The 25,716-nt window shown below is 74.2% G+C and carries 25 protein-coding genes and 2 tRNA genes; 18 read left to right on the plus strand and 9 right to left on the minus strand.

All coding sequences use genetic code 11. The features are described 5' to 3' along the window. The first annotated feature begins 79 nt into the window (after window positions 1-79). From metG to ABEB06_RS22465, 6 genes are all read left to right on the plus strand, one after another. Window positions 80-1,699: a methionine--tRNA ligase gene (gene metG, locus ABEB06_RS22440; protein WP_345698672.1), complete on the plus strand. Its 1,620-nt coding sequence runs from the start codon at window positions 80-82 to the stop codon at window positions 1,697-1,699. Continuing rightward, window positions 1,699-2,577, plus strand: coding sequence for a TatD family hydrolase (locus tag ABEB06_RS22445; protein ID WP_345698673.1), 879 nt, complete (start codon window positions 1,699-1,701; stop codon window positions 2,575-2,577). The genes metG and ABEB06_RS22445 overlap by 1 nt, the downstream gene beginning before the upstream one ends. Window positions 2,578-2,597: 20 nt before the next feature. Then, window positions 2,598-3,479 carry a 16S rRNA (adenine(1518)-N(6)/adenine(1519)-N(6))-dimethyltransferase RsmA gene (gene rsmA, locus ABEB06_RS22450; protein WP_345698674.1) on the plus strand — a complete coding sequence of 294 codons (882 nt, stop codon included), beginning with the start codon at window positions 2,598-2,600 and terminating at the stop codon, window positions 3,477-3,479. Beyond that, window positions 3,476-4,399 (plus strand): 4-(cytidine 5'-diphospho)-2-C-methyl-D-erythritol kinase, encoded by a 924-nt coding sequence (locus ABEB06_RS22455; protein WP_345698675.1) that lies wholly within the window; start codon window positions 3,476-3,478, stop codon window positions 4,397-4,399. Before rsmA ends, ABEB06_RS22455 begins: the two co-directional genes overlap by 4 nt. Window positions 4,400-4,473: 74 nt before the next feature. After that, window positions 4,474-5,460, plus strand: coding sequence for an aldo/keto reductase (locus ABEB06_RS22460; protein ID WP_345698676.1), 987 nt, complete (start codon window positions 4,474-4,476; stop codon window positions 5,458-5,460). A 187-nt stretch (window positions 5,461-5,647) separates the two neighbouring features. After that, window positions 5,648-7,444 carry an ABC-F family ATP-binding cassette domain-containing protein gene (locus ABEB06_RS22465; protein ID WP_345698677.1) on the plus strand — a complete coding sequence of 599 codons (1,797 nt, stop codon included), beginning with the start codon at window positions 5,648-5,650 and terminating at the stop codon, window positions 7,442-7,444. A gap of 46 nt (window positions 7,445-7,490) precedes the next feature. Here the strand turns inward: ABEB06_RS22465 and ABEB06_RS22470 are convergent, their stop codons facing one another. The 3 genes from ABEB06_RS22470 to ABEB06_RS22480 are packed head-to-tail and all read right to left on the minus strand — an operon-like array spanning window position 7,491 to window position 9,055. Further along, window positions 7,491-8,399 carry a hypothetical protein gene (locus ABEB06_RS22470; protein WP_345698678.1) on the minus strand — a complete coding sequence of 303 codons (909 nt, stop codon included), beginning with the start codon at window positions 8,397-8,399 and terminating at the stop codon, window positions 7,491-7,493. After that, the gene (locus ABEB06_RS22475; RefSeq protein WP_345698679.1) at window positions 8,396-8,797 is read right to left on the minus strand and encodes a hypothetical protein; all 402 of its coding nucleotides are present in this window, start codon (window positions 8,795-8,797) and stop codon (window positions 8,396-8,398) included. The genes ABEB06_RS22470 and ABEB06_RS22475 overlap by 4 nt, the downstream gene beginning before the upstream one ends. Window positions 8,798-8,857: 60 nt before the next feature. Beyond that, entirely contained in the window at window positions 8,858-9,055 is a 198-nt protein-coding gene (locus tag ABEB06_RS22480; RefSeq protein WP_345698680.1) for a hypothetical protein, read from the minus strand. 147 nt (window positions 9,056-9,202) lie between these two features. Here ABEB06_RS22480 and ABEB06_RS22485 point away from each other — a divergent pair, with 147 nt between their 5' ends. From ABEB06_RS22485 to ABEB06_RS22495, 3 genes are all read left to right on the plus strand, one after another. Continuing rightward, a complete protein-coding gene (locus ABEB06_RS22485; RefSeq protein ID WP_345698681.1) occupies window positions 9,203-10,519 on the plus strand; it encodes an MFS transporter in 1,317 nt (438 codons plus the stop codon). Window positions 10,520-10,573: 54 nt separating this feature from the next. After that, window positions 10,574-10,646: transfer RNA gene (locus ABEB06_RS22490), tRNA-Thr, on the plus strand. 128 nt (window positions 10,647-10,774) lie between these two features. Next, on the plus strand, window positions 10,775-11,440 hold the full coding sequence (locus ABEB06_RS22495) for a LuxR C-terminal-related transcriptional regulator (RefSeq protein ID WP_345698682.1): 666 nt from the start codon (window positions 10,775-10,777) through the stop codon (window positions 11,438-11,440). On the opposite strand, the gene ABEB06_RS22500 is transcribed toward ABEB06_RS22495, so the two are convergent. Further along, window positions 11,437-12,279, minus strand: coding sequence for a DUF6597 domain-containing transcriptional factor (locus ABEB06_RS22500; protein WP_345698683.1), 843 nt, complete (start codon window positions 12,277-12,279; stop codon window positions 11,437-11,439). The two genes, ABEB06_RS22495 and ABEB06_RS22500, sit on opposite strands and share 4 nt — an antisense overlap. A gap of 64 nt (window positions 12,280-12,343) precedes the next feature. On the opposite strand from ABEB06_RS22500, the gene ABEB06_RS22505 reads away from it, so the two are divergent. The 6 genes from ABEB06_RS22505 to ABEB06_RS22530 all read left to right on the plus strand — a co-directional run bounded on the left by ABEB06_RS22505 (window position 12,344) and on the right by ABEB06_RS22530 (window position 18,907). Beyond that, window positions 12,344-12,913 (plus strand): TIGR03086 family metal-binding protein, encoded by a 570-nt coding sequence (locus ABEB06_RS22505; protein WP_345698684.1) that lies wholly within the window; start codon window positions 12,344-12,346, stop codon window positions 12,911-12,913. A 99-nt stretch (window positions 12,914-13,012) separates the two neighbouring features. Beyond that, window positions 13,013-14,113: a galactose-1-phosphate uridylyltransferase gene (galT, locus tag ABEB06_RS22510; protein ID WP_345698685.1), complete on the plus strand. Its 1,101-nt coding sequence runs from the start codon at window positions 13,013-13,015 to the stop codon at window positions 14,111-14,113. After that, window positions 14,110-15,069 carry a UDP-glucose 4-epimerase GalE gene (gene galE / locus ABEB06_RS22515; protein ID WP_345698686.1) on the plus strand — a complete coding sequence of 320 codons (960 nt, stop codon included), beginning with the start codon at window positions 14,110-14,112 and terminating at the stop codon, window positions 15,067-15,069. Before galT ends, galE begins: the two co-directional genes overlap by 4 nt. After that, entirely contained in the window at window positions 15,069-16,196 is a 1,128-nt protein-coding gene (gene galK / locus ABEB06_RS22520) for a galactokinase (protein WP_345698687.1), read from the plus strand. Before galE ends, galK begins: the two co-directional genes overlap by 1 nt. Before the next feature lie 179 nt (window positions 16,197-16,375). Then, window positions 16,376-17,308, plus strand: a complete 933-nt coding sequence (locus ABEB06_RS22525) for a LuxR C-terminal-related transcriptional regulator (protein ID WP_345698688.1) — start codon at window positions 16,376-16,378, stop codon at window positions 17,306-17,308. A 54-nt stretch (window positions 17,309-17,362) separates the two neighbouring features. After that, on the plus strand, window positions 17,363-18,907 hold the full coding sequence (locus tag ABEB06_RS22530; protein WP_345698689.1) for a polysaccharide biosynthesis protein: 1,545 nt from the start codon (window positions 17,363-17,365) through the stop codon (window positions 18,905-18,907). Window positions 18,908-19,025: 118 nt separating this feature from the next. On the opposite strand, the gene ABEB06_RS22535 is transcribed toward ABEB06_RS22530, so the two are convergent. Then, the gene (locus ABEB06_RS22535; protein WP_345698690.1) at window positions 19,026-19,520 is read right to left on the minus strand and encodes a MarR family winged helix-turn-helix transcriptional regulator; all 495 of its coding nucleotides are present in this window, start codon (window positions 19,518-19,520) and stop codon (window positions 19,026-19,028) included. 86 nt (window positions 19,521-19,606) lie between these two features. Here ABEB06_RS22535 and ABEB06_RS22540 point away from each other — a divergent pair, with 86 nt between their 5' ends. Then, a complete protein-coding gene (locus ABEB06_RS22540; RefSeq protein ID WP_345698691.1) occupies window positions 19,607-20,491 on the plus strand; it encodes a methyltransferase domain-containing protein in 885 nt (294 codons plus the stop codon). Here ABEB06_RS22540 and ABEB06_RS22545 read toward each other — a convergent pair. The 4 genes from ABEB06_RS22545 to ABEB06_RS22560 all read right to left on the minus strand — a co-directional run bounded on the left by ABEB06_RS22545 (window position 20,488) and on the right by ABEB06_RS22560 (window position 23,708). Beyond that, window positions 20,488-21,084 carry a DUF6629 family protein gene (locus tag ABEB06_RS22545; RefSeq protein ID WP_345698692.1) on the minus strand — a complete coding sequence of 199 codons (597 nt, stop codon included), beginning with the start codon at window positions 21,082-21,084 and terminating at the stop codon, window positions 20,488-20,490. The genes ABEB06_RS22540 and ABEB06_RS22545 overlap by 4 nt on opposite strands. 9 nt (window positions 21,085-21,093) lie before the next feature. Further along, window positions 21,094-22,005, minus strand: coding sequence for a DMT family transporter (locus ABEB06_RS22550; protein ID WP_345698693.1), 912 nt, complete (start codon window positions 22,003-22,005; stop codon window positions 21,094-21,096). 60 nt (window positions 22,006-22,065) lie between these two features. Then, complete coding sequence (locus tag ABEB06_RS22555; RefSeq protein ID WP_345701945.1) at window positions 22,066-22,668, minus strand: TetR family transcriptional regulator; 603 nt, start codon at window positions 22,666-22,668, stop codon at window positions 22,066-22,068. 71 nt (window positions 22,669-22,739) lie between these two features. Continuing rightward, window positions 22,740-23,708 (minus strand): acyl-CoA desaturase, encoded by a 969-nt coding sequence (locus ABEB06_RS22560; RefSeq protein WP_345698694.1) that lies wholly within the window; start codon window positions 23,706-23,708, stop codon window positions 22,740-22,742. A gap of 192 nt (window positions 23,709-23,900) precedes the next feature. On the opposite strand from ABEB06_RS22560, the gene ABEB06_RS22565 reads away from it, so the two are divergent. After that, a tRNA-Gln gene (locus tag ABEB06_RS22565) sits at window positions 23,901-23,971 on the plus strand. Window positions 23,972-24,049: 78 nt separating this feature from the next. Then, a complete protein-coding gene (gene glmU, locus ABEB06_RS22570) occupies window positions 24,050-25,504 on the plus strand; it encodes a bifunctional UDP-N-acetylglucosamine diphosphorylase/glucosamine-1-phosphate N-acetyltransferase GlmU (protein ID WP_345698695.1) in 1,455 nt (484 codons plus the stop codon). Window positions 25,505-25,716 lie beyond the last annotated feature (212 nt).

A 25,716-nucleotide genomic window follows, 5' to 3' on the forward strand; every position in this document is an offset into this window, starting at 1 on the left:
CGCCGCCGGAGCGCGGGAACCGCCCCCGCCGTGAAACACGGTCGAGGGTGGTTCCTTCGCGCGACTAAGATTCGGTCGTATGGCGGCCACTGAAGACCACACCAGCACCGAGGCGCAGCGCTCGGCGTACTACGTCACCACCCCGATCTACTACGTGAACGACCGCCCGCACCTGGGCCACGCGTACACGACCGTCGCCGGCGACGTGCTCACCCGCTGGCACCGCCAGCGCGGCGAGAACGTCTGGTACCTCACCGGTACCGACGAGCACGGGCAGAAGATCATGCGCACGGCCGACGCCAACGGCGTCACCCCGCAGCAGTGGTGCGACAAGCTGGTCGAGGAGGAGTGGAAGCCGCTCTGGCAGCACCTCGAGATCGCCAACGACGACTTCATCCGCACCACCCAGAAGCGCCACACCGACCGGGTCCAGGAGTTCGTCCAGGACCTGTTCGACAAGGGCGAGATCTACAAGGGCGGCTACGAGGGCCCGTACTGCGTCGGTTGCGAGGAGTACAAGCTCCCCGGTGAGCTGCTCCCCGGCGCCACCGAGGACGAGAAGCTCTGCCCGGTGCACAAGCGCCCGGTCGAGTGGCTGGAGGAGGAGAACTACTTCTTCCGCCTCTCCGCGTACGGCCCGAAGCTGCTGGAGTTCTACGCCGCGAACCCGGACTTCATCCAGCCCGCCTCGGCCCGTAACGAGGTGCTGCGCTTCGTCGAGCAGGACCTCAAGGACCTGTCGATCTCCCGCTCCACCTTCAACTGGGGCGTCCCGCTGCCCTGGGACGAGAAGCACGTGCTCTACGTGTGGGTGGACGCGCTGCAGAACTACATCACCGCCGCCGGCTACGGCTCCGACCCGGAGCGCTTCGCCGAGCTGTGGCCCGCCTCCGTGCACCTGGTCGGCAAGGACATCCTGCGCTTCCACGCGGTGATCTGGCCCGCGATGCTGATGGCCGCCGGGCTGCCGCTGCCCAAGCGGGTCGTCGCCAACGGCTGGCTGATGGTCGGCGGCGAGAAGATGTCCAAGTCCAACCTGACCGGCATCGCCCCGCAGGACCTCACCTCGCACTTCGGCGTGGACGCGTACCGCTACTACTTCCTGCGGGCCATCCCGTTCGGCACCGACGGCTCGTTCTCCTGGGAGGACTTCACCGCCCGGTACACCTCCGAGCTGGCCAACGACTACGGCAACCTGGCCTCCCGGGTCGCCGCCATGGTCGGCAAGTACTTCGACGGCGCGCTGCCCGCCGCCACCGCCTCCGGCCCGGCCGAGCAGGCCGTCGTCGACGGCCTGGCCAAGGCGGTGTCCGAGGCCGACCGCAAGATCGGCGAGGAGCTGGACTTCGCCGGCGGCATCGCGGCGATCTTCGAGTTCGTCAAGCTGGTCAACGGCTACCTCACCGAGCAGGAGCCGTGGAAGGTCGCCAAGGACACCTCCGACGAGGGCCGGGCGCGGCTCGCCACCGTCCTGTACACCGCCGCCGAGGCGCTGCGGGCCACCGCCGTGCTGCTCAACCCGGTGATGCCCAGCACCTCCGAGAAGCTCTGGGAGTCGCTCGGCGCCGAGGCCTCGCTCGGCCCGCTCGGCTCGCAGACCATCGCCACCGTCGCCGACTGGGGCCGGCTGCCCGCCGGCTCCACCGTCACCAAGGGCGACATCCTGTTCCCCCGCCTGGAAGAGAAGCCCGCGAGCTGATGGCTCCCAAGGACGCAGACCGCTCGACGCCGCCGCCGCTGCCGGAACCCCTGGTCGTGGCGGTGGCCGACAGCCACACCCACCTGGACATGCAGTCCGGCACCCCCGCCGAAGGCCTCGCCAGGGCCGCCTCGGTCGGGGTCACCACCGTCGTCCAGGTGGGCTGCGACGTCCCCGGCTCGCGCTGGGCGGCCGACCTCGCCGCCGAGTTCGAGCAGGTGCACGCCGCGGTCGCGCTCCACCCCAACGAGGCGCCGCGGATCTTCCTCGGCGACCCCGACGGCTGGTCCGGGCAGCACCGGGCACCCGGCGGCGCCGCCGCGCTCGACGCGGCACTCGCCGAGATCGACGCGCTCGCCGCCCTCCCGCAGGTGCTCGCCGTCGGCGAGACCGGCCTCGACTACTTCCGCACCGGCCCCGAGGGCGTGGACATCCAGAAGGAGTCCTTCCGCCGCCACATCGAGATCGCCAAACGGCACGGCAAGGCCCTGGTCATCCACGACCGCGACGCCCACGAGGACGTCATCGCCCTGCTCCTCGAAGAGGGCGCGCCCGAGCGGACGGTCTTCCACTGCTACTCCGGCGACGCCGCGATGGCCAAGACCTGCGCCGAGCACGGCTGGTACCTCTCCTTTGCCGGCCCGGTCACCTACAAGGCCAACCACGTCCTGCGCGAGGCCCTGTCGGCGACCCCGCTCGACCGCGTCCTGGTCGAGACCGACGCCCCCTTCCTCACCCCGCACCCCTTCCGCGGCCGGCCCAACGCCCCGTACCTGATCCCGGTCACCGTCCGGGCCATGGCCGCCCACCTGGATCTCGCCGAGGACGAGCTCGCCACGGCGATCGCCGCCAACACGGCGCGCGCCTTCGGCTACTGAGCGGCCCGTATCCTGGGCGGGTGAGCAGCACCGACCCCACCACTGACAGCCACCTGCTGGGCGCCGCGGACATCCGCGAACTCGCCGCCGCGTTCGGCGTGAAGCCGACCAAGCAGCGCGGGCAGAACTTCGTCATCGACGGCAACACCGTGCGGCGGATCGTCCGGGCCGGCGGCGTGACCGCCGAGGACGCGGTGGTGGAGGTCGGGCCCGGGCTCGGCTCGCTGACCCTGGCGCTGCTGGAGGTCGCCCGGCACGTCACCGCCGTCGAGATCGACCCGCTGCTCGCGCGGCACCTGCCGACCACCGTCGCCGCCCGGATGCCCGCCAAGGCCGACGCCTTCGACCTGGTGCTCAGCGACGCCATGGAGGTCCGCGAGCTGCCCGGGCCGCCGCCCACCGCGCTGGTCGCCAACCTTCCCTACAACGTGGCCGTGCCGGTGCTGCTGCACATGCTGGAGACCTTCCCCAGCATCGAGCGCACCCTGGTCATGGTGCAGAGCGAGGTCGCCGACCGGCTCGCCGCCAAGCCCGGCAACAAGGTGTACGGCGTCCCCTCGGTGAAGGCCAACTGGTACGCGGACGTGAAGCGGGCCGGCGCGATCGGCCGGAACGTCTTCTGGCCCGCGCCGAACGTCGACTCCGGCCTGGTCTCGCTGATCCGCCGCGAGCCGCCGGTCACCAAGGCCACCCGGCGCGAGGTGTTCGCGGTGGTCGACGCCGCGTTCGCCCAGCGCCGCAAGACGCTGCGCGCCGCACTGGCCGGCTGGGCCGGCTCGCCCGCCGCCGCCGAGCAGGCGCTCGCCGCCGCCGGCATCGACCACAAGCTGCGCGGCGAGATGCTGACCGTGGAGCAGTTCGCCGCGATCGCCGAGCACAAGCCCCCGAAGGACTCCGAGTGAGCGTCACCGTCCGCGTCCCCGCCAAGGTCAACGTCCAGCTCGGGGTCGGCGGGCTGCGCGCCGACGGCTTCCACGACCTGGCCAACGTCTTCTTCGCGGTGGCACTCGCCGACGAGGTGACCGCCACCCCCGGCGAGGGCGTGACGCTCAGCTGCGAGGGCCCCGACGCGCACGTCGTCCCGCTCGACGACAGCAACCTCGCGGCCCGCGCCGCCCGGCTGCTCGCCGCCCACCACGGCCTCGCCGACCCCGGCGTCCACCTGCACATCGCCAAGGCGATCCCGGTGGCCGGCGGCATGGCCGGCGGCAGCGCGGACGGCGCCGCCGCGCTGGTCGCCTGCGACGCCCTGTGGGGCCTCGCCACGCCGCTCCCGGTCCTGCTGGAGCTGGCCGCCGAACTCGGCTCGGACGTGCCCTTCGCGCTGCTCGGCGGGGTCGCGCTGGGCCGCGGCCGGGGCGAGATCCTGGAGCCGCTGCCGGTCGCCGGCACCTTCCACTGGGTGTTCGCCGTCGCCGACGGCGGACTCTCCACGCCGGCCGTGTTCCGCGAGTGCGACCGGCTGCGCTCCGAGGCCGGCACCGGCTTCACCGACACCGACGTCCCCACCCCGGACGCCGACCCCGCCCTGCTCGCCGCCCTCGCCGACGGCGACCCGGTCGCCCTCGCCGGAGCCCTCGCCAACGACCTGCAGGCCGCCGCCCTCTCGCTGCGCCCCGCCCTCGCCGACACCCTCAGGGCCGGCACCGACGCCGGCGCCCTCGCCGCCCTGGTCTCCGGCTCCGGCCCGACCTGCGCCTTCCTCACCAAGGACGCCGAAGCCGCCGCCGCCGTCGCCGCCGCCCTCCGCGCCTCCGGCACCTGCCGCACCGCCCACGCCACCCACGGCCCGGTCCCGGGAGCGGTGGTCCGGACCGGTTGACCTGGAGTGCGCTCCAGAATCCAGACTCCTCGGCAGCGGCCGGAACCCACGGGCCGCCGGCGAGGGGAGTCACCATGAAGTACCGCACCATCGGCACCGACGCGCGGGGCCGCCGCGAGGTCAGCGTGCTGAGCCTGGGCGCCATGCTGTTCGGGACGCTGACCGACGAGGCGACCTCGTTCGCGATCCTCGACCGGTTCGTCGAGGCGGGCGGGACCTTCGTCGACACCGCCAACAACTACGCGTACTGGCTGGACGACAGCCAGGGCGGGACCAGCGAAGAGGTGATCGGCCGCTGGCGGCGCAGCCGGGGGATCACCGACGAGGTGGTGGTGGCCACCAAGCTCGGAGCGCGGCCGAAGGCGCCGGGGACGGGCTTCGTGGAGAACGGCGAGGGGCTCTCCGCCGAGGTGGTCCGGGAGCAGTCGGAGGCCAGCCGCAAGCGGCTCGGGGTGGAGAAGCTCGACCTGCTGTACGCGCACGTCGAGGACCCGAAGGTGCCGCTGGAGGAGACCGTGCACGCCTTCGGCGAGCTGGTGGAACAGGGCACGGTGGGGCTGCTCGGGGTCAGCAACCACTGGTCGTGGCGGGTGGAGCGGGCCCGCAACATCGCCGAGCGGGCCGGACTGCCCGGGTACCAGGTGCTCCAGTACGGCCACAGCTACCTGCGGCGCCGCGCGGACCTGCCGGGGCTGCTCTCCGAGGGCGGGGACAACGCGGCGGTCCAGGGCGACCTGCTGGCGTACGTCCGCGAGAACCCGGAGCTCGCGCTGATCGCCTACTCGCCGCTGCTCGGCGGCGGGTACGTGCGCCAGGACAAGCCGCTCGGCCCGTCCTTCGACCACGCGGGCACGCCGGCCCGGCTGGCCGCGCTGCACGAGGTGGCGAAGGACTGCGGCGCGACGCCCAACCAGGTGGTGCTGGCCTGGCTGCTCGGCGGCGCGGTGCCGGTGATCCCGCTGGTCGGCGCGTCCTCGACCGGGCAGCTGCAGGAGTCGCTGGACGCGGTCGACCTGGAGCTGACCGCCGAGCAGCGAGCCCGGCTGGACGAGGCCCGCTGACCGGCAGAGGTGACCGAGCGGAATCGGGCGCGGTCTCCGGCGAGGCGGACGAGGCCGCTGGACGCGGCGGTCGAGGACGCGGCCTTCGCGTACGGGCCCCGGCGCCGGGCGGGTCCGACGGCGGCGGCCACTAGGCTGGACGTACCGGGCGGGGAGCCCGGGTGTCCAGTCAGGGAGTAACGCAGCAGTGGCCGTCAACCTCGCCACCATCGAGTCCGTCAGCAAGGTCTACGGCACCAGGGCCCTGCTGGACGCCGTCAGCCTGGGCGTCAGCGAGGGCGACCGGATCGGCGTGGTCGGCCGCAACGGCGACGGCAAGACCACGCTGATCCGCATGCTCGCCAAGCTGGAGGAGCCGGACAGCGGCCGGATCACCCACTCGGGCGGGCTGCAGATGGCCGTCCTCACCCAGCACGACTCGCTCGACCCGAAGGCCACCATCCGGCACGAGGTGATCGCCGACCGGGCCGACCACGAGTGGCTCGGCGACGCCCGGATCCGCGACATCATCCAGGGCCTGTTCGGCGGCCTGGACCTGCCGGGCTTCGCGGACGGCCTGGACACCGTGATCGGCCCGCTCTCCGGCGGCGAGCGCCGCCGGATCGCGCTGGCCAAGCTGCTGCTCGGCGAGCCCGACCTGGTCGTGCTGGACGAGCCCACCAACCACCTCGACGTCGAGGGCATCGCCTGGCTCGCCAAGCACCTGCAGAACCGCCGCTCCGCGCTGGTCTGCGTCACCCACGACCGGTGGTTCCTGGACCAGGTCTGCACCCGGATGTGGGACGTCCAGCGCGGCGAGGTCCGCGAGTACGAGGGCGGCTACTCCGACTACGTCTTCGCCCGCGCCGAGCGCTCCCGGATCGAGGCCACCGAGGAGCAGAAGCGGCAGAACCTGGCCCGCAAGGAGCTGGCCTGGCTGCGCCGCGGCGCCCCGGCCCGCACCTCCAAGCCGCGCTACCGGATCGAGGCGGCCAACGCCCTGATCGCGGACGTGCCGGAGCCGCGCGACAAGTCCGAGCTGATGAAGTTCGCCAACGCCCGCCTCGGCCGCACGGTCTTCGACCTGGAGAACGTGACCGTCAAGGCCGGCCCGAAGCTGCTGCTGGAGAACCTCACCTGGCAGCTCGGCCCGGGCGACCGGATCGGCCTGCTGGGCGTGAACGGCGCCGGCAAGACCTCGCTGCTGCGGGCGATGCAGGCGGCGTTCGCCACCGAGGGCGACGTGCAGCCCGCGTCCGGCGTGATCAAGGTCGGCAAGACGGTCCGCCTGGCCTACCTCTCCCAGGAGGTGGCGGAGCTGGACCCGGCCACCCGGGTGCTGCAGGCCGTGGAGCAGGTGCGCGGCCGGGTCGACCTCGGCAAGGGCCGGGAGATGAGCGCCGGCCAGCTCTGCGAGCAGTTCGGCTTCGGCAAGGACAAGCAGTGGACGCCGGTCGGCGACCTGTCCGGCGGCGAGCGGCGGCGGCTGCAGCTGCTGCGCCTGCTGATGGACGAGCCGAACGTGCTCTTCCTCGACGAGCCGACCAACGACCTCGACATCGAGACCCTCAACCAGCTGGAGGACCTGCTCGACGGCTGGCCCGGCTCGATGATCGTGATCAGCCACGACCGCTTCTTCATCGAGCGCACCACCGACACCGTGCAGGCACTGCTCGGCGACGGCCGGATGCGGATGCTGCCGAACGGCGTCGACGAGTACCTGGAGCGCCGCGCCGCGATGGCCGAGGCCGCCGCCCCGCAGGCGCCCGCCCCCGCGGCCGCCGCCAAGCCCGCGGCGGACACCCGCGCGGCGAAGAAGGAGATGCAGAAGCTGGAGCGGCAGATCGCCAAGCTGGACGACCAGGAGTCCAAGCTGCACGCCAAGCTCGCCGAGAACGCCGCCGACTTCTCCAAGGTCGCGGAGCTGGACGCCCAGCTGCGCAAGGTCAAGGAGGAGAAGGAGGAGCTGGAGATGGCCTGGCTGGAGCTGGCCGAGGACGTCTGACCCGCCCCCGCGGGCCCGGGGCCCGGCCCCGGGCCCGCGGCGCGGCTCAGCCCTTGGTGAGGTGGACCGCGACGGTCTTCGTCGCGGTCACGTTCACCTGGTAGTCGGGGTCGAGGGCGGTCGCCGTCGAGGCCACCTCCACGTCGCCCTTCTGGAACGGGACCGCGCCCTCCGGCGCGACCGTGGCGCTCCACGCGACCGGCGCGCCCGGCGTGCAGTTCACGGTGGTGCCGTAGCTGCCGCGGATCAGCGCGCGGTGGCTGACCTGGGTCACCCGGTTGCTGACGTTCACCGCGACGGGCTTGTTGCAGGTCACGGTGCCGTGCACGGTGGCGTTGCCGTTGAGCGTGCTCGCCGTGCCGTCCACCGCGACGCCGACGCCCAGGGCCAGCTCGGCCGGCGGCGCCGGGTTGCTGAGGTGGACCTCGCCGCGGGCGGCCGCGGACCCGCCCTCGCAGTGCTGCTCGAAGGCGGCGTCCAGGGTCTGGACGTAGCCGTTCGGGCCGTACACCACGTCGGTGATGGTGAAGGAGCCGGTCAGGGTGTTGCAGCCGCGGCCGTCGCCGGACAGGCTCAGGCCGGGCTCGGCGGGGCCGTTGAAGGGCGAGCGGGTGGCACCGGTGTAGGTGCCGGCCTGCAGGGTCTGCCCCTCCGGCGCGGCCAGGTCGAGGTACCACCAGTCGCCGTGGGCGCCGCTCAGCGAGACGCTGATCGCCGTGTGCTCCGGGTTCGCCGTGACGTCGAGGCGGTCCTGGCCGGCGGTGGAGTAGCTGTAGGACTGGCCCCCGCTGATCCAGTCGCCCGGGTCGCCGGAGAAGGCGAGCGACCCGCTGGTGACGGTCTGGGCGTGCGCGGCGGATCCGGTGAGCAGGGTGGTCCCGGCGGCGAGCGCCAGGGCGAGGCCGACGCCCGCGGCGGACCGGGCGAGCGGGCGGTTGGGCAGGCTGAACGTCATGCTTCATCCCCCGAGAAGTGGTGACCGGACGGCCGACGGCGGGGTCGCCGCCGAGCCGAGAAGGAGTGTGGCAGCCGCCACTGACGGCAACAACCGCCTTTCGCCGTACCTCCGGTGTCCCCGGGTCGGCCCAGCAGGGCGTCCAGCTCGTCGGCGGCCGGCGCGAGCGCGATCCGCGGCGCCCGCAGCCGGAACGGCTCGACCCGGTCGTTCATGGTGGCGTGCATCGCGCCGAGCGCTGCGAAGGTGGCGAGGTCCAGCCGGCCCAGCAGCAGCCCCAGACCGAGCGGGACGGCCGTGCCGAGCGCCCCGCGCACCATCAGCGCCCGCGGCAGCGGCGGCCGGGCCGGCCGGGCGGCGCGCGCCCACCAGGCGGTCGGGCGGCCGGGGGCTGACAAGGGATCACGCGCCGATCCGGACGGGAGTGCCGCCGCCCGGTCCGGTCGGCGCCCCTGCGCTCAGCGGGGGTGGCGGAAGCGCCGGAAGGTCTCCCACCCGGAGGCCAGGACCAGGGCGCCGCCGGTGATCGCCCAGGCCGGTGAGCCGCCCTGCCGGACCTGGCCGACACCGAGGTCGAGCAGCAACAGGCTGAGGCCGAGACAGGCGACCGCGACGACCCGGTCGAACACCCCGTTCTCGTCGAAGAGATCCCTCATGCGTCCGCCCCTTCCACGCCGGGAGCGGTCACCATACCGCCGTCGGAGCCCGGACGCACCACCCGCGGCGCACCCGGACCGGTGCGCTCCCGAATCACCCTGCCGCCTGCTGTCCGCGCAGGTCAGCGACCGGACATCGTGGGCGGCATGACCCCTGACACCCCGTCGGCGACGGACCTGCGCCGGGTGGCCGCGGCCGCGCTCACCGGCACCGCCATCGAGTTCTACGACTTCTTCATCTACGGCACCGCCGCCGCCCTGGTCTTCCCCGCCGTGTACTTCCCCGACCTGGGCGGCGCCGGGGCGCTGCTCGCCGCCTTCTCGGTGTACGCGGTGGCCTTCCTCGCCCGGCCGCTCGGCGCGGTGCTCTTCGGGCACTTCGGCGACCGGCTCGGCCGCAGGGCCACCCTGGTGGCGTCGCTGCTGCTGATGGGCCTGTCCACGGCGGCGGTCGGAGTGCTGCCCGGCTACCGGGAGTGGGGCCTGTGGGCGCCGGCGCTGCTCACCGCGCTGCGCTTCTGCCAGGGCCTCGGCCTGGGCGGCGAGTGGGGCGGGGCGGCCCTGCTGCTCGCCGAGTACGCCCCGCCCGGGCGGCGCGGCCGGTACGGCGGGTACCTCCAACTCGGCCCCTGCACGGGTTTCTTCCTCGCCACCGGCGCCTACCTGCTGCTCGCCCGGACGCTCGGCGAGGCGGACTTCCGCGGCTGGGGCTGGCGGCTGCCGTTCCTGGCCTCGCTCGCCCTGGTCGCGGTCGGGCTGTTCGTCCGGCTGCGGGTGGCCGAGACGCCGCTGTTCCGGTCAGCCGGCGAACCGGTGCGGGTGCCGCTCGCCGAGGTGCTGCGGCGGCACCTGCGGGCGGTGCTGCTCGGGGCGGGCACGCTGGTGGTCGGGTACGGGCTGTTCTACGTGACCACCACGTACGCCCTCGCCTACGCCACCGGGGAGCTGGGGCTGGGACGCGGCCCGGTGCTCGGTCTGCTGATGGCCGGGTCGGTGGTGATGGCCGCGACCGGGTGGACCGGCGCCGGGGCGGCCGACCGGTACGGGCGGCGGCGCACCCTGCGGGCCGCGGCGGCCGCGGCCGCCGGCTGGGCGGTGCTGCTCTTCCCGCTGCTGGAGACCGGGCGGACCGGCTGGGCGGCGCTCGCCCTGATCGGGTCGATGGCGGTGCTCGGGGCCCTCTTCGGGCCGATCGCCGCGTACCTGCCGGAGCTGTTCCCCACCCCCGTGCGGTACACCGGCGCGGCGCTCGCCTACAACCTCGGCGGCGTGGTCGGCGGAGCGACCGCGCCGATCGCCGCCACCCGGCTCACCGCGCACTACGGCACCGCCCAGCCGGTCGGCTGGTACCTCGCCGCCCTGGGCCTGGTCTCGCTGGCCTGCCTCGCCGCGCTGCCCGAGACCCGGGGCGGCGACCTCGCCGTGCGCGGCGGTGCCGCGACGATTTCCCAACCGGCTCGCTGACCATGTAATGTCTTCCTCGTTGCGACGGGCAGGAAAGACGGAAGCCCGGAGCCGGCCCCTATAGCTCAGTCGGTAGAGCGTCTCCATGGTAAGGAGAAGGTCTGCGGTTCGATTCCGCATGGGGGCTCAGAGGATCGAAGGCCCCCCGCCACCGGCGGGGGGCCTTCGTGCTGTCCGGGCTCTGGCGAGAGCGGTGGGGATGCGCTGTGATGGTGCGTCAGCCGGTCGCGGAGCCGGGGACGGGGGTGCTGGGCGTTGAGTGCGCGACTCGTGGTGGTGGACGACCACCGGCTGCTCGCCGAGGCGTTGGCGGCCGCGCTGCAGCAGCGCGGCCACCGGGTGCTGGCGGTGGGCGCGCCGTCGGGCGCGGCGGTGGAGCTGATGGCCGGCCGCCGGCCGGACGTCTGCCTCTTCGGGGTCGGCGGGCACCCGCCGGACCAGGACCCGTACGCGCCGCTGCGGCGGCTGCGCCGGGAGCGGCCGGAGGTCGCGGTGGTGGTGCTCGGCCCGCTCGGGGTGCCGGGCCGGGTGGCCGGCGCGTTCGCGGCCGGGGCCTCCGGCTACGTCCGGGGCGACGAGCGGATCGACCTGGTGGACCGGGCGATCGGCCGGGTCCGGGCCGGGGAGGCGGCGGTCGCGGTGGACGTGCTGCGGACGGCGTTCGAGCACCTGCTGTGGCCGGCGGCGGAGCCGGACGACGAGGCGCTGCGGCTGCTGCGGGTGCTGACCCGGCGGGAGGTGCAGGTGCTGGTGCGGATCGCCGAGGGCGAGGACACCGCGGCGATCGCCGCCGGGATGGCGATCGCGTCGAGCACCGCGCGCACCCACGTGCAGCGGGTCCTGATGAAGCTGGGCGCCCGCTCCCGCCTGGAGGCGGCGGCGGTGGCCGCCCGCACCGGCCTGCTGGACCGCCTGCGCTAGCCGCTCCGTCCCCGTGGGGTCGGGGACGCGGCCGGCGGGGCCCAGCCGCCGGCGTAGGCGGTCGGGGGGACGCCGAGGGTGGCGGTGAAGTCGCGGGTGAGGTGGGCCTGGTCGCTGTAGCCGAGTTCGTGGGCGAGGGCGGCCCAGTCGACGGCGGTGCCGGTCTCGGCGCGTTCGATCGCCTCGTGGATCCGGTGCCGCAGGATCACCCACTTCGGGCCGACGCCGACCTGCCGGGCGAACAGCCGCTGCAGGGCGCGGACCGACAGTCCGGCGTCCGCCGCGAGGTCGGCGACCCGGCGCAGGGTCCGGTCGGTGCGGATCCGCTCGGCGAGGGCGACGGCCAGGTCGGTGTCCGGGTCCGGTTCGGGCCGCAGGCCCAGCAGCAGGGCGTCCAGCGCGGCGACCCGGTCGTCCTCGTCCGCGGGCCCGGTGACGGTGGCGGCGGGCGGGGTGCCGGGCAGCGCCTCGGGCAGCGGGACGCGCCGTCCGGTCCAGTGGGAGACCGGGTGGTCGCGGGCGAACGGGCCGAAGCCGCCGGGCCGGAACTGGACGCCGCAGACCCGGCCGGTGCCGGCCAGCCGCTGCCGGAAGACGCCGGGGGCGATCCCGGTGAGCTCGCCGTGCGCGGGAGCGTCGCCGTACCGCTGGAGCACCAGGTTGACCGAGGGGTGGGGCAGCACCCGGGTGGTGTACGGCCGGGGGAGGTCCCAGTCGATCAGCCAGTAGTGCTCGACGTACCGGCGCAGCGGCTCGGCGGCCTCGCGGCGGCGGAAGCGGACCAGGGAGAGCAGCCCGGCGGCGTCGAGGATGCCGCGGGTGTCCCGCCTGGGTGCCATGGCCCGATCGTACTGTCGCGTTTCTTCAAGCCCCGGGGCCGGCGCGCTGCCTAGCGTGGCCGGTATGACGACGATGATCGGCGGGTTGATCGACGGGGCGCTGCGGCAGGCGGCCCCGGTGGTGCGCGGGGTGGCGGAGGAGCAGCTGGAGCTGCCGACGCCGTGCGGCGACTACACGGTGCGGGAGCTGCTCGGGCACCTGATGCAGGTGGTGGTCAACTTCCAGGAGTTGGCCGAGAAGCGGCCGGTGGACTGGGCCGAGGACCGGGACTGGCTGGCGGGGGACTGGCGGGAGCGGTTCGTGCGGGAGGGCGAGCGGCTGGCGGCGGCGTGGTCGCGGCCGGCCGCGGTCGAGGGGGTGACCGGCGGGATGGGGATGCCGGCGGACCGGGTCGGCGGGATGGTGCTGCTCGACCTGACGGTGCACGTCTGGGACCTGGCGGCGGCGCTCGGGGTGGCGTTCGCCCCGGATCCGGCGGCGGTCGGGCACCTGGTGCCGCTGACGGCGGAGCTGGCGCCGACCGGCCGGGAGATGGGGATGTTCGCGGAGGCCGTCCCGACCGGGCCGGACGCCCCGCCGTTCGAGCGGTTGATCGCGCTGACCGGCCGCGACCCGGGCTGGCGCCGGAACTGACCGCCCCGCGCGGACCCACCGGCGCCCGGCCGTCCTCCGGGAGCGCGGCCATGTCCGGGAGTGTTGACTAATGTGTGGGTGTGTTTGAAACTGTCGGACATGAAGAGGACCGTGACCAAGCTCGCGGACGGCCGCGAACTCATCTACTTCGACAGTGACGAGTCCGCCGTCCGCGACTCCGCCGACCTGCGCCCGCTGGAGCCCACCGCGAGCCTGTCCGAGATCCGCCGGGACCCGGCGACCGGCGACCGGGTCACGGTGGCCGCCCACCGCCAGGGCCGCACCTACCACCCGCCGGCCGACGAGTGCCCGCTCTGCCCGTCGGCCGACGGCCGGCTCAGCGAGATCCCGGCCGACGCGTACGACGTGGCGGTGTTCGAGAACCGCTTCCCCTCGCTCGCGCCCGGCGCCCCGGCCCCGGCGGGGGACGGCGACCCGCTGCACGTGATCGCGGCCGGTGCCGGGCGCTGCGAGGTGGTCTGCTTCACCGCCGACCACGGCGCCTCCTTCGCCGACCTCACCCCGGCCAAGGCCCGCCTGGTGCTGGACGCGTGGACCGACCGGACGGCCGAGCTCTCCGCGCTGCCCGGCGTCGAGCAGGTCTACGCCTTCGAGAACCGGGGCGCCGAGATCGGCGTCACCCTGGCCCACCCGCACGGCCAGATCTACGCCTTCCCGTTCACCACCCCGCGCACCGCGAAGATGATCGCCGCCGCCGCCGAGCACCGGCGGCGGACCGGCGGCAACCTCTTCGAGGACCTGCTCGCCGCCGAGCGCCGCGACCCCGTCCGGGTGGTCCTGGCGGGCGAGCACTGGACGGCCTTCGTGCCCTTCGCCGCCCGCTGGCCGTACGAGGTCCACCTCTACCCCAACCGCCGGGTGGCCGACCTGACCGGCCTGAACGAGGCCGAGCGGGCCGAGTTCCCCGAGGTCTACCTGGAACTTCTCCGCCGCTTTGACCGGCTCTTCACGGAGCCGGGGGACAATACTTCCGTCGCCCCGACGCCGTACATCGCCGCATGGCACCAGGCACCCACCCTCCACGGCGAGGAACTGGCCCTGCACCTGGAGCTGTTCACGATCCGGCGGACGGTCGGCAAGCTGAAGTTCCTGGCCGGCGTGGAGTCCGGCATGGACGCGTTCGTCAACGATGTGTCGCCGGAGGCGGCGGCACAGCGCCTGCGGGAGGTTGCATCATGAGCAAGTACCTGGTCACCGGCGGTGCCGGCTACGTCGGCAGCGTCGTCGCCGCCCACCTGCTCGAGGCGGGGCACCAGGTCACCGTGCTCGACGACCTGTCGACCGGCTTCCTGGAGGGCGTCCCGGCCGGCGCCGAGTTCGTCCGCGGCCGGATCCAGGACGCCGCCGAGGTCCTCGACTCCTCCTACGAGGCGGTGCTGCACTTCGCCGCCTCCTCGCAGGTCGGCGAGTCGGTCGCCGACCCGGAGAAGTACTGGCGCAACAACGTGGCCGGCTCGCTCGAGCTGATCTCCGCGATGCGCAAGGCCGGCGTCCGCAAGCTGGTGTTCTCCTCCACCGCCGCCACCTACGGCGAGCCGGAGGAGGTCCCGATCGCGGAGACCGCGCGCACCGCGCCGACCAACACCTACGGCGCCACCAAGCTGGCCGTCGACCACCTGATCACCAGCGAGGCCGTCGCGCACGGCCTGGCCGCCGTCTCGCTGCGCTACTTCAACGTGGCCGGCGCGTACAAGACCTGGGGCGAGCGGCACGAGCCCGAGTCGCACCTGATCCCGCTGGTCTTCCAGGCCGCCCTCGGGCAGCGCCCGCACATCGCCGTCTACGGCGACGACTACCCGACCCCCGACGGCACCTGCGTCCGCGACTACATCCACGTCGCCGACCTCGCCGAGGCGCACCTGCTCGCCCTGAAGGCCGCCAAGCCCGGCGAGCACCTGATCTGCAACCTCGGCAACGGCAGCGGCTTCTCGGTCCGCGAGGTGATCGAGTCCGTCAAGCGGGTCACCGGCCGCGAGATCCCCGTGGTGGTCTCCGAGCGCCGCCCCGGCGACCCCGCCGTCCTGGTCGCCTCCGCCGCCCGCGCCCACCAGGCGCTCGGCTGGCAGCCCAGCCGCCCCTCGCTCGACGACATCGTCGCCGACGCCTGGAACTTCACCCTGGAGCACCGAGCCTGATGAACGACTTCCAGACCGTGTACGGCGCCGCCCCGGAAGGGGCCTGGGCGGCGCCCGGCCGGGTCAACCTGATCGGCGAGCACACCGACTACAACGACGGGTTCGTGCTCCCGATCGCCCTCCCGCACCACGTCCGGGCCGAGGCCCGGCGCCGCGACGACGGCGTGCTGCGCCTGTGGAGCGCCCAGGGCGACGGCGAGGTCGTCGAGCTGCGCCTCGACGGGCTCGCCCCCGGCGCGGTCGCGGGCTGGGCCAAGTACCCGGCCGCCGTGGTCTGGACGCTCCGGCAGGCCGGCCACCGGGTCGGCGGCGCGGACCTGTGGTTCGACAGCGACGTGCCGACCGGTGCCGGCCTGTCCTCCTCCGCCGCCCTGGAGTGCGCGGTCGGCGTCGCGTACAACGACCTGTACGGGCTGGGGCTCACGGCGCCCGAGCTGGCGCTGCTCGCGCAGAAGGCGGAGAACGACTTCGTCGGCGTGCCCTGCGGGGTGATGGACCAGATGGCCTCGATGTGCTGCGCCGAGGGGTCGGCCCTGCTGCTCGACACCCGTGACCTGGGGCAGCGCCAGGTGCCGATCGACCTGGCCGGCGCGGGCCTGCGCCTGCTGGTGATCGACACCCGGGTCAAGCACGACCTCGCCGACGGGGCGTACGCCGAGCTGCGGGCCGGCTGCGAGCGGGCCGCCGAGCTGCTCGGGCTGCCCGCCCTGCGGGACCTGCCGGCCGACGGCCTGGACGCCGCGCTCGGCCGGCTGCCGGCCGAACTGCGTCCGCTGGTGCGGCACGTGGTCACCGAGGACGGGCGGGTCCAGCAGGCGATCCGGCTGCTGGACGCGGGCGACCTGGCCGGGATCGGGCCGATCCTCACCGCCGGGCACGCCTCGCTGCGGGACGACTACCGGGTCTCCTGCCCGGAGACCGACCTCGCGGCGGACACCGCCGTGGCGGCCGGCGCCCTCGGCGCCCGGATGACCGGCGGCGGCTTCGGCGGCTCCGTCATCGCCCTGGTCGCCGCCGAACTGCTCGACACCGTGGCCGGCGCCGTCGCCGCGGCCTTCGCCGACGCCGGGTACGCCGCTCCCCGCGCCTTCGCGGCCACGCCGGCGGCCGGAGCACGCCGCCTGTAGGCCCGAGTCGGCCTTCGACAGGGGCGCGTGGGGACGATCCCGCACGCGCCCCTGTTGTGGTTGCTCGAACCATTTGTCGCTTGCGGGAACTTCACGAATCCCCCACGCCGTCGCCCCGTCCGCCCGTACGCTGAGTCCGGCACCGGTGGGGGTCGGGCCGTAGCAGGGGGGAAGTGACGATGGGGCGGATCCGCGTCCTGGTGGTCGACGGCCACCGGATCTTCGCCGAGGCACTGGCCACGGCGCTCGCCGCCGAGCCCGACGTGGACGTCGGCGCCGCGGGCAGTGCGGTCGCGGCCGAACGCGCCCTGGACCGCGCCGCCGCCGAACACCGCCCGTACGACGTGGTGCTGATCGACGCCGACCTCGGCGCCGGCCCCGTCCCGCCGCACCGCCGGCCCCTCGTGCCGGAGCCCCGCAGCACCGCCTTCGCGGTCCCGCAGCCCCGCCGCGCGGCCCCGCCCACCGCCCCGGCCCCGCCGCCCGCGGGGCCCGTCCCGGCGGCCCGGATCCACTCCGCCGTCGACGGCATCGCCGCGCTCGCCCGGGTCTGCCGTGCCCACCCGGCGCTGCGCGCCGTGGTGCTCGCGGCCGCGGACGACCCGCAGCGCGCCGTCCGCGCACTCCAGGCCGGCGCCTGCGGCTGGGTGGCGAAGGACAGCTCGCTCACCGCGCTGATGGCCGTCGTCCGCGGCGTGCTGCGCGACGAGACCCACCTGCCGCCCACCCTGCTCACCGGCGTGGTAAGGGAGTTGACCTCCGCCCGGCGGGACCGCTCGGAGAGCGAGCGGCTGGTCGCGGCACTCACCCCGCGCGAGGAGGAGGTGCTGCGGTGCATGGTCGCCGGCCTCGGCCGGCAGGCGGTCGCCGAGCGGCTCTACCTCTCGCCGCACACCGTCCGCACCCACATGCAGAACGTCCTGGGCAAGCTGGGGGTGCACTCCACCCTCGCGGCCGTCGCCGTGGCCCGCCGGGCGGGGATCGCCCCCTCCGACCCCCCTACCACCACACCCGAACCCTCTCCCGCTTCCGCTTCCCCGGCCGCGGGCCCCACCGTCGCCTCAACCGCCCCATCGACCGTCGCCTCGACCACGGGCCCGGGCGTCGGCTGAGCCCGCGCGCCGACCGGGTACCGAATCCGTGAGGTCAGGGATACCGGAGGACAGATGTCGCCGAACAGCACTGCCGCACGCCTGAATTCGATCAGTACACGGATTCCCGGACAGCCGGCCGGCCCGACCGGCCTGCGCGCCCTGGTGATCGGGGCCGGCGCCGCCGGGTCCGCCCTCGTCCGCGACCTGGGCCGAACACCGGAGTTCGGGCTGCGCCCGATCGGTGTCCTGGACGACGACCCCGCCAAGGCCGGCCTGGAGATCGCCGGCGTACCCGTCCTCGGCCGGCTGGCCGAGCTCACCGACCTGGCCGTCGCGCACCGCGCCCAGGTCGTGGTGCTCGCCATCCCCGGCCTCCCGCACCAGCAGGTAAGGGAGTTGGCGACCTCGGCGGCCGCCGCCGGGGTGGCCGTCCGCTACCTGCCGTCCTTCCTGTCGGCGCTCCGCCGCGAGGTGGTCGGCTCCGACATGCGCACCCTGGACGTGAACCGGCTGATCGGCCGGCACGAGGTGCACGTGGTCTCCCCGGACGTCCGCGCGGTGATCGAGGGGCGGAGAGTCCTGGTGACCGGCGCCGGCGGCTCGATCGGCAGTGAACTCTGCCGCCAGGTCCATGCGTTCGGCCCGTCCGAGCTCTACATGCTGGACCACGACGAGTCGAATCTGCACCGCCTCCAGCTGGAGATCTGGGGCGAGGCACTGCTCACCGACGACTCCCTGGTGATCGCCGACATCCGGGACCGGCCGCGGATCCAGCAGATCTTCCGCGACCTCAAGCCCGAGGTGGTCTTCCACGCGGCGGCGCACAAGCACCTGCCGCTGCTGGAGCGCCACCCCAGCGAGGCGGTGAAGTCCAACGTGCTGGGCACCGACAACCTGGTCGAGGCGGCGCTGGCCACCGGCGTCGAGCGGTTCGTGCTGATCTCCACCGACAAGGCGGCCGACCCGACCTCGGTGCTCGGCGCGTCCAAGCGGCTCGCCGAGCTGATCGTCCAGGCCAACGCCCGGGACGCCCGCAACCTCGGCACCGGCGTGTTCTCCGCCGTCCGGTTCGGCAACGTGCTGGGCTCGCGCGGCTCACTGCTCTCGGTGCTCGCCGAGCAGCTGCGCAGCGGCGGTCCGGTGACCGTCACCCACCCCGACGTGACGCGCTTCTTCATGACCATCGAGGAGGCGGTCGGCCTGGTGCTGGAGGCCGGCCGGATGGCCGAGGGCGGCGAGGTGTTCGTGCTCGACATGGGCGAGCCGGTGCGGATCGTCGACCTGGTGCACAACTTCGCCGAGCAGGTGCAGCTGGGCCCGGAGGAGGTGCAGATCCGGTACACCGGCCTGCGGGCCGGCGAGAAGCTCAACGAGGCGCTGTTCTCCGAGGGCGAGGAGCGGCTGCCCACCGAGCACGCCCGGATCTTCGCCACCGTCGCCGAGCACGACGCCGGCCCGGAGGACCTGGCGGGCGGGTTGACCGGGCTCTACCAGGCCGCGTCGGTCAACTCCGACCCGGAGGTCCGCCGTCGGCTGGCCGAGCTGCTGCCCGGCTACCGCACCCCCGCGGCGGATCCGGTCCCGGCGCTCGCCACCCCCTACCCGGACGGCTTCTGACGGGTGGACCGCGAGCTCGCCGAGGAGGCGGCACCGGTCACGTGGACGGGCCGCCTCCGCCGCGCGAAAGCCGTCGGGCGGGCGGCGCGGGTCAGCCGGCGCGGGTGGGCGGCGCGGGTCAGCCGGCGCGGTCGAACGGGGCGACCAGGGCGCGCAGCAGCGCGGCGAGCTCGCCCTGCTGGGCGGCGCTCAGCCGGGCGAGCAGCTCGCGCTCGTGGCCGAGCAGCCCGGCCAGTGCCTGGTCGGCCTTGTCCCGGCCCTCGTCGGTCAGCCGGACCAGCACCCCGCGACGGTCGTCCGGGTCGGGGAGGCGGACCACCAGGCCCTTGCCGGTGAGCCGGTCGATCCGGTTGGTCATGGTGCCCGAGGTGACCAGGGTCTGGGTCAGCAGCTGGCCGGGGGAGAGCTGGTACGGCGAGCCGGCCCGGCGCAGCGCGGTCAGCACGTCGAACTCCCACGGCTCCAGGCCGTGCTCGGCGAACGCCGTGCGGCGGGCGCGGTCGAGGTGCCGGGCGAGTCGGCTGACCCGGCTGAGCACCTCGAGCGGTTCCACGTCGAGGTCGGGGCGCTCTCGGCGCCATGCTGCGACCAGGCGGTCGACCTCGTCCTCCATGGCGATCAGTGTATCGGGGGTTGTGTCGATGTGAAGTCTCTTGACATCAAGAGATAACGCGATGGAGACTTTTCGTGGATATCTTGATGTCGAGATACTTTGCGAGGCCCGCCGTGACCACCTGGGATCCCCAGCAGTACCTCCGGTTCGCCGACGAGCGGACCCGGCCCTTCCGCGAACTCCTGGCCCGGGTGCCGGCCCTGCCGCCCGCGCCCGTCGTCCTCGACATCGGCTGCGGCCCGGGCAACTCCACCGAGGTGCTGCGCGAGCGCTGGCCCGACGCCACCCTGGTCGGCATCGACAGCTCACCCGAGATGCTGGCCGCCGCGGCGGGAGTCGCCGGCGCCGAGTACCGGCTCGCCGACGCCGCGACCTGGGACCCGGCCGGCGAGCGGCCCGACCTGATCGCCTCCAACGCGACCCTGCAGTGGTTGGGCTTCTCGGCAGCCGGCCAGGCGGCAGAAGGGCCCTCCTCGCCGAAGGCGGGCAAGGAGGGACGGGCCCCCGGCCACCTCGCCGTACTGACCCGCTGGGCCGCCGCGCTGCGGCCCGGCGGGGTGCTCGCCTTCCAGGTGCCCGGGAACTTCGACGCACCGAGCCACCGGCTCCTCGCCGACCTGCGCCGCAGCCCGCGCTGGCGGGAGGCGCTCGGCCAGGACGCGGTCCGCGCGGGGGTGCACCGGCCCGAGGAGTACCTGGACGTCCTGCTCGGCGCCGGCTGCGCGACGGCCGACGTCTGGGAGACCACCTACAGCACCCTGCTGACCGGGGACGACCCGGTGCTGGAGTGGGTCCGCGGCACCGCCCTGCGGCCCGTCCTCGCCCTCCTCCCCGACCCCGCGGAACGGGCCGCGTTCGAGGCCGAGTACGCCGCCCTCCTGCGCGACGCCTACCCGGCCGGCCCGCACGGCACGGTCTTCCCCTTCCGCCGCGTCTTCGCGGTGGCCGTCCGCACCGGAGCGCCCCGCTAGGGCCCGGCCGGCCGCCGGGCCCAGGGGAGCAGCACCAGGCCGGCCGCCGCCGCCACCGCGCACCAGGTGGAGACGAACGCGTAGTGCCAGAGCGCCGCGCAGACCAGGGCGCCGGCCCCGGTCAGGACGCCGAGCAGGCGCAGCGTCCGGTCGCCGCTGAGCAGGAGCGAGCCGACGGTCGCCAGCAGGTAGCCGGCGAGCAGCAGCGGGGCGTACGGCACGCCGATGCCGTACGTGAGGGTGTGGCCGTGCGGGCTCGCCGAGAGCGGATCCGCGGCGAGGTCCGCGGCCAGCGGGAGCGCCACCGCCGCGCCGACCGCGGTCAGGACGGCGGCGCTCCGGCGGCCGGTGGCGGCGAGCACCCCGGCAGGGACCAGCAGGGGGAGCAGCGGCAGGGCGATCACCGCCCAGGGCGTGCGGGCCCACGCCCCGCCCGACCAGACGGCCGCCTCCAGCAGCTGGTGCACCCCGAGGAGCAGCGGGAGGCAGGCGAGGGGGAGCCGGCGGACGTCGCGGACGGGGACCAGGCAGGCGACGCCGAGCGCGGCCACGGCGCCGCCCGCCACCGCATCGGCCTGGGCGCTCCAGCACATGGAGCCAGGCTAGGCCCCGTCCCGGTGGTTGCTCGCGGGCAGGTGCGGCAGGTGCGGCAGGTGGGTGTGGTGGCCCTGGCCGGGCATGGCGGGGTGGCGGCCGAGGACGACGACGCCGGTGACGACGGCGAGCAGGCCGAGGACCTGGGCGGTGACGGCGGCCGGGGTGACCCGCAGGGTGTCGCCGAGGAAGCCGACGGCGCAGGCGATGCCGGCGATGGGCTGGGCGGCGGTGAGCGCGGGCAGGGACATCCGCAGCGGCGCCGCCTCGAACGCGGACTGGACGAGCAGCAGCCCGACCACCCCGATGGCGATCACGGCGTACGGCTGCCAGCTCCGCAGCGCCTCGCCGATCCCGCCGTCCTCCAGTCGGTCCGCGCTCATCCGGGTGAGCGCGTCCTGGAGGCCGTAGAGGAGACCGGCGGCGAGGGCGAGCAGGGTGGCCTCCTCGAACAGGTCGAAGCGGCGGGCGATCGCGACCAGGACCAGCGCCAGCCCGGAGACCACGCCGACGACCAGCCAGAAGCGCAGGGGGCCGGCCCGGGCGCCGCCGCCGGTGGGCTGCCCGGCGGCGATGAAGACGGCCACGCCGAGGGCGATCAGCACGACACCCATCCAGCCGGAGCGGCCGAGCGAGGTGCCGGTGAGGACCCGGGCGAGGGCCATCGCGAAGACCAGGTTGGTGGCGAGGAGCGGTTCGACGAGGGCGACCTCGCCCTGGCCGAGGGCGAGGGCGCTGAGCACCTGACCGGCGATCATGAACGCGATGCCGAGCAGCCAGTCGGGCATCCGCGCCAGGTGGAGCAGCAGCCGCCAGTGCAGCAGATCGCTCTTGGGGGCGCGCTGGGCCGCGTGCTGCTGGAGCACGAACCCGAGGCCGAGGCAGCAGGCCGCGCCGATCGCCAGGATGAAGACCGCCACGGGAGACCTTCCGAACGTCGCCCGGCCAGCCTATGCCCGGGGCCCGGCGACGGCAGCAGCTCAGGTCTTGCGGTCGCCGACCAGCTTGGGGTGGCGCTCCAGTCCCTCCAGTCCGTGCCAGGCGAGGTTGACCAGGTGGGCGGCGACCTCGGCCTTGCCGGGCTTGCGGACCTCCAGCCACCACTGGCCGGTGAGGGCGACCATGCCGACCAGCATCTGGGAGTACATCGGGGCGAGCCGCGGGTCGAAGCCCCGGGACTTGAACTCCAGCCCCAGGATGTCCTCGACCTGGGTGGCGATGTCGCCGATCAGCGAGGCGAAGCTGCCGGTGGACTGCGCCACCGGCGAGTCGCGGACCAGGATCTTGAAGCCGTCGGTCGAGGTGTCGATGTAGTCCATCAGCGCGAAGGCGGCCTGCTCCAGCAGTTCCCGGGAGTGCCCGCCGGTCAGCGCGCCGGTCACCATGTCGAGGAGGAGCTGCATCTCGCGGTCGACGACGACCGCGTACAGCCCCTCCTTGCCGCCGAAGTGCTCGTACACCACCGGCTTGGACACCCCGGCCCGCTCGGCGATCTCCTCCACGGAGGTGCCGTCGTAACCGCGCTCGGCGAAGACCGACCGGCCGATTTCGAGCAGCTGCTCCCGGCGCTGCTTGCCGGTCATCCGGACCCGGCCGCCGGCCTTTTTGCCTCCGTTGCTCCCGTTCACCCCTACATCATGCTGCAGGACTCGCCTCATCCGGCGCGGCGGGCGTCGATCCGCTTGGCGGTCGGCCAGCGGACGTCGCTCGCCCAGCCCGCCAGCTCGAACCAGCGGATCAGCCGGGCGGAGGAGTCGACCTGGCCGCGCAGCACGCCGTGCCGGGCCGAGGTCGGGTCGGCGTGGTGCAGGTTGTGCCAGGACTCGCCGCAGGACAGCACGGCCAGCCACCAGACGTTGCCGGAGCGGTCGCGGGACTTGAAGGGGCGCTCGCCGACCGCGTGGCAGATCGAGTTGATCGACCAGGTGACGTGGTGCAGCAGCGCGACCCGGACCAGCGAGCCCCAGAAGAACGCGGACAGCGCGCCCTGCCAGGAGAGCGTGACCAGTCCGCCGACGACCGGCGGGATCAGCATCGAGATCAGGGTCCACAGCCAGAACAGCCGGGAGATGTTCCTTATGGCGGTGTCGGCGACCAGGTCCGGGGCGTACTTCTGCTGCGGGGTCTGCTCCTCGTCGAAGAGCCAGCCCATGTGCGCCCACCACAGGCCCTTGAGCAGGGCGGGCACGGTCTCGCCGTAGCGCCACGGCGAGTGCGGGTCGCCGTCCTTGTCGCTGTACCGGTGGTGCTTGCGGTGGTCGGCGACCCAGCGCACCAGCGGGCCCTCGACGGCCAGGCTGCCGGCGACCGCGAGGGCGATCCGCAGCGCCCGGCCGGCCTTGAAGGAGCTGTGGGTGAAGTACCGGTGGTAGCCGATGGTGATGCCGTGGCAGGTCAGGAAGTACATGCCCGCGGCGAGCGACAGGTCGAGCCAGCCCAGGCCCCACCCCCAGGCCGCCGGGACGGCGGCGACCAGGGCCAGGAACGGGATGCCGATGAAGAGGGCGAGGGTGATCCGCTCGGCGAGCCCCTGCTTCTCCCCGCCCAGCGTGGCGGAGATCGGCGGCGGCTCGGCCGCTTCGACGACGGCGCCGGGCGCCGCCTCGTCGGCCTGAATGGTCATGGGGGTTCCTGGGGATTCCGGAGGGACCGTGCCGATACCTACGTGGCCGTAACCTACGGCATCGTAGGTAACCCGGACCGCGAAGGGAAGACGTGTCGCAGACCGGGCGGTGAATGGTGGTGGATGTGCGCGCCCGCAGCCCGTAGGCTTAGCCGTGCCCGTCCCGGGGGCCCGGGGCGGAGGCGGTGACGGTCCCGGATCGTCTAATGGCAGGACAGCTGGTTTTGGTCCAGCTTGTGGGGGTTCGAATCCTCCTCCGGGAGCCCATCGGGCGATTCAGGTCACCTGACGTCGGTATCCTCGGTGCTCCCTCAGCCCACTCGTATCGAGGAGCCCCCGCGTTGAGCGCCAACCAGACCGCCGCCGTGATCGTGCTCGCCGCCGGTGGCGGTACGCGGATGAAGTCCAAGGCCCTGCCGAAGGTCCTGCACTCCCTCTGCGGCCGCTCCCTGGTCGGCCACGCGGTCGCCGCCGCCCAGGAGCTGACCCCCCGGCAGCTGGTGGTGGTCGTGGGCCACCTGCGCGAGCTGGTCGAGGAGCACCTGACGGCGCACTACCCCGGCGTGCGGACCGCCGTGCAGGCCGAGCAGAACGGCACCGGCCACGCCGTGCGCACCGCGCTGGAGGCGCTGGCCGCCGACGGCGTCGAGCTGGACGGCACCGTGGTCGTCACCACCGGCGACGCCCCGCTGCTCACCGGCGCCACCCTGGCCTCGCTGGCCGCCGCGCACGGCGCCCAGGGCAACGGCGTCACCGTGCTGACCGCGGTCGTCCCGGACGCCACCGGCTACGGCCGGATCCTGCGCGAGGCGGACGGCTCGGTCGCCGCGATCGTCGAGCACAAGGACGCCACCGAGGCGCAGCGCGCCGTCGACGAGATCAACTCCGGCGTCTTCGCCTTCGACGCCAAGCTGCTGGCGCACGCGCTCTCCCAGTTGAACACCGACAACGTGCAGGGCGAGGAGTACCTCACCGACACCCTGGAGATCCTGCGCACCGCCGGCCACCGGGTCGGCGCCGTGGTGGCGGACGACTTCCGCGACGTCGCGGGCATCAACGACCGGGTGCAGCTGGCCGAGGCCCGCCGGATGCTCAACGACCGGCTGCTGGAGCGCGCCATGCGCGAGGGCGTGACCGTGGTCGACCCGGCGTCCACCTGGTTCGACGTGCAGGTGACCTACGAGCCGGACGCGGTGGTGCTGCCCGGCACCCAGCTGCAGGGCGCCACCCACCTGGGCGAGGGCTGCGAGGTCGGTCCGAACTCCACGCTGACCGACACCTCGGTCGGCGCGGGCGCCCGTGTGAGCAACACCACCGCGGAGCGCGCCGAGATCGGCGAGCGGGCCCAGGTGGGCCCGTACGCGTACCTCCGTCCGGGGACGAAGCTGGGCCGCGGGGCGAAGGCCGGCACCTACGTGGAGATCAAGAACTCGGAGCTCGGCGAGGGCGCCAAGGTCCCCCACCTGTCGTACATCGGGGACGCCACGATCGGCGAGGGCACCAACGTCGGCGCGGCCTCCGTCACGGTGAACTACGACGGCGTGAACAAGCACCGGACGGTCATCGGGGCTCACTGCCGCACGGGGTCCGACAACATGTTCATCGCCCCGGTGACGGTGGGGGACGGCGCCTACACCGCGGCCGGCTCGGTCATCACCAACGACGTGCCGGCCGGCTCGCTGGGCGTCGCCCGCGCGCAGCAGCGCAACATCGCCGGCTGGGTGGCCCGCAAGCGGCCCGGCTCCAGCTCGGCGCAGGCCGCCGCGGCCGCGACGGGTGGGGCGGAGCAGCAGTAGCCGGTCGTGCGGGGCCCACGAGGATCTTGAGGGGTGGTCCCGGCACGCCGCCTGCTCCGAGGTACGCGTAACCTGGTGTACATACGTGCGCCACTGGGCCTCCTGTCCGCGCCTCGGCGTACTCCACATTCCCCCACCCACCTGCCCACCCGGGTCCTGCCCGGGTGTGCTCGGGTGGGGTAAAACGGCGGCAGCAACGCGAGGAGACGGTG

Source organism: Kitasatospora terrestris, assembly GCF_039542905.1.
Lineage (GTDB): Bacteria > Actinomycetota > Actinomycetes > Streptomycetales > Streptomycetaceae > Kitasatospora > Kitasatospora terrestris.

Bases quoted from the DNA above. Each gene is read 5' to 3' on its own strand.
- ABEB06_RS22460 (WP_345698676.1), top strand. From the start codon at position 4,474: ATGAAGTACCGCACCATCGGCACCGACGCGCGGGGCCGCCGCGAGGTC.
- ABEB06_RS22560 (WP_345698694.1), bottom strand. From the start codon at position 23,708: ATGACCATTCAGGCCGACGAGGCGGCGCCCGGCGCCGTCGTCGAAGCG.
- galK (WP_345698687.1), top strand. From the start codon at position 15,069: ATGAACGACTTCCAGACCGTGTACGGCGCCGCCCCGGAAGGGGCCTGG.
- ABEB06_RS22545 (WP_345698692.1), bottom strand. From the start codon at position 21,084: ATGTGCTGGAGCGCCCAGGCCGATGCGGTGGCGGGCGGCGCCGTGGCC.
- galT (WP_345698685.1), top strand. From the start codon at position 13,013: ATGAAGAGGACCGTGACCAAGCTCGCGGACGGCCGCGAACTCATCTAC.
- ABEB06_RS22505 (WP_345698684.1), top strand. From the start codon at position 12,344: ATGACGACGATGATCGGCGGGTTGATCGACGGGGCGCTGCGGCAGGCG.
- ABEB06_RS22480 (WP_345698680.1), bottom strand. From the start codon at position 9,055: ATGAGGGATCTCTTCGACGAGAACGGGGTGTTCGACCGGGTCGTCGCG.
- ABEB06_RS22535 (WP_345698690.1), bottom strand. From the start codon at position 19,520: ATGGAGGACGAGGTCGACCGCCTGGTCGCAGCATGGCGCCGAGAGCGC.
- ABEB06_RS22555 (WP_345701945.1), bottom strand. From the start codon at position 22,668: ATGACCGGCAAGCAGCGCCGGGAGCAGCTGCTCGAAATCGGCCGGTCG.
- ABEB06_RS22470 (WP_345698678.1), bottom strand. From the start codon at position 8,399: ATGACGTTCAGCCTGCCCAACCGCCCGCTCGCCCGGTCCGCCGCGGGC.
- ABEB06_RS22500 (WP_345698683.1), bottom strand. From the start codon at position 12,279: ATGGCACCCAGGCGGGACACCCGCGGCATCCTCGACGCCGCCGGGCTG.
- ABEB06_RS22485 (WP_345698681.1), top strand. From the start codon at position 9,203: ATGACCCCTGACACCCCGTCGGCGACGGACCTGCGCCGGGTGGCCGCG.
- ABEB06_RS22525 (WP_345698688.1), top strand. From the start codon at position 16,376: ATGGGGCGGATCCGCGTCCTGGTGGTCGACGGCCACCGGATCTTCGCC.
- ABEB06_RS22445 (WP_345698673.1), top strand. From the start codon at position 1,699: ATGGCTCCCAAGGACGCAGACCGCTCGACGCCGCCGCCGCTGCCGGAA.
- ABEB06_RS22540 (WP_345698691.1), top strand. From the start codon at position 19,607: ATGTCGAGATACTTTGCGAGGCCCGCCGTGACCACCTGGGATCCCCAG.
- ABEB06_RS22530 (WP_345698689.1), top strand. From the start codon at position 17,363: ATGTCGCCGAACAGCACTGCCGCACGCCTGAATTCGATCAGTACACGG.
- galE (WP_345698686.1), top strand. From the start codon at position 14,110: ATGAGCAAGTACCTGGTCACCGGCGGTGCCGGCTACGTCGGCAGCGTC.
- metG (WP_345698672.1), top strand. From the start codon at position 80: ATGGCGGCCACTGAAGACCACACCAGCACCGAGGCGCAGCGCTCGGCG.